Annotated in this window: 1 protein-coding gene; it reads right to left on the reverse strand. The window is 59.3% G+C overall.

Annotated features, from left to right (window positions below):
- Positions 1–1,655: GAP1-M domain-containing protein (locus L691_RS32835; protein WP_025691125.1), on the reverse strand; the 1,655-nt coding region annotated here is incomplete at both ends.

The following is a 1,655-nucleotide window of genomic DNA, read 5'->3' on the forward strand; positions in this document are numbered from 1 at the left end:
CCCCTCTCGGGGACGGCTGTGGTAAAAGGCAAGCGGCAGGCGGGCGAACGGCTCTGCACCCCGGCCTTCCTTCAGCCAGCGCCGTCCGAGCAGCTGCACATCGTCCATCTCTTGCGGGGACAATCCGTCAAAAATATGCTCGTCCGGATTCTCTTCACCGAACCAGCGGTACGCCGCACGGAGCACGTTCGCCTTCCGCCTGCTCTGCAGATCAAGCGGCGGGTCCCACTCGCCCATATCGAGCGAAAAACGGACGAACGACAGCTCCAGCAGCTGCTCCTCGGTAATGTCGTCAAGCGAAAGGCGGTCCAGCAAATACCGGTCCGCCGCAGCGGCCAGCTCCTTCTGAAGCGCCAAAGCTTCCGGGCGGATTCCGGCTCTCCGGCGGCGGTCTTTCTCCGCCTGTTCGATGTAATCATGGATCGCCGCCACAGCTGCCACAGGATCGCGCTCCCGCTCCAGTTTCTCGGGCAGATAGTCCCTGAGGCTGTCAACGACGGCAGGCTGTCTCAGCGCTTCCGGCATGAACCTGTCCCAATGCACGACAAATTCCAGCAGGTCAGCGGCTCTCGCGGCGGAGGCAAGCCTGAGTTCCACATAAGGCTGGAACAGCAGCCGGGCGAAGACCGGCGTGGTCAACAGTTTGCCGAAAAAGGCGGCGGCCAGCTCCCCGCTGCTTTCAATCACGCTGTATGCTGCCGACAGCGCATCCTCGCGGCCCGCATTTTGCGCGTTCAGCATCCCGTTGATGAAATAATCGACAATGCGCGTCCGGTAGTTATGTCCTTTCAGCGAAAAGTAATCCCGGAAGCTCTCCATCACTGCCTTCTCCGGAATGTTTTTCTGCCGTACGGCATCGAACTCGCGGTCAAAGCGCTCCAGGAACAGATCATTCAGCCGGATTTTTGATTCCATCGCCCCTTCTCCACCCAGATAGCCCAGCAGCCCGTTGAGCACAGCGCTTTTGTTCTCCGTATATAAAGCTTCATTTCCCTGCTCAATCCGGTAAAAAACAGCCAGCTCGTTATACGCCCCGAGCGACAGCTTCCGCTCCGCGCTCTCTCCTCCCAGCATGAGATCCGCAAACACGGCAAAATCTTCTGCGGCCTTGGGTTCGCGCAGCAGCTCCAAGGCAAGCTCAAGAAATGGCTGCGGAGCGGAGGCAAAATCCGCATTCAGCGTCCGTCCGGCGGCGAGATCGAAGATAAAATCCTTCTCCGTCGCCCGGTCTCCGGGGCGCAGCGAGCCTGTCTCCACGAACGTCAGGTGGATGTATTTGCGGCTTTGCGGCTCCTTCGCATACGTGATGACGCCGAGTCTGCGCCGGAATTCAAAAGGAAGACAGCACAGCAGCACTTCGGTCAAATCGGCTGCCCGTGCGGACAGCTCCTTTACGGGCGCGTTCAGCGATATGTAGATCTTCTTTTTGCCGGATACCGATTGCATGACTGCCTGGAGCAGGATTTTGAACATTTCCTCGCCAATACCCAGCGATTTCAAGACTTCCGCCGGCCTTGGGCGATCTCGGCGCGGTACCGGAATGCCACTTAGCACCGGCAGGGCCTCGCCCGGTTCTCCACTGAACCCATTCGCAAACTCCGCGTGCAGATAACCGCCGTAATCCCGCACAATTTCTTCGGCTCCCGAGGCGGGGA

The sequence above is a fragment of the Paenibacillus zanthoxyli JH29 genome (assembly GCF_000520715.1).
GTDB lineage: Bacteria > Bacillota > Bacilli > Paenibacillales > Paenibacillaceae > Paenibacillus_AQ > Paenibacillus_AQ zanthoxyli.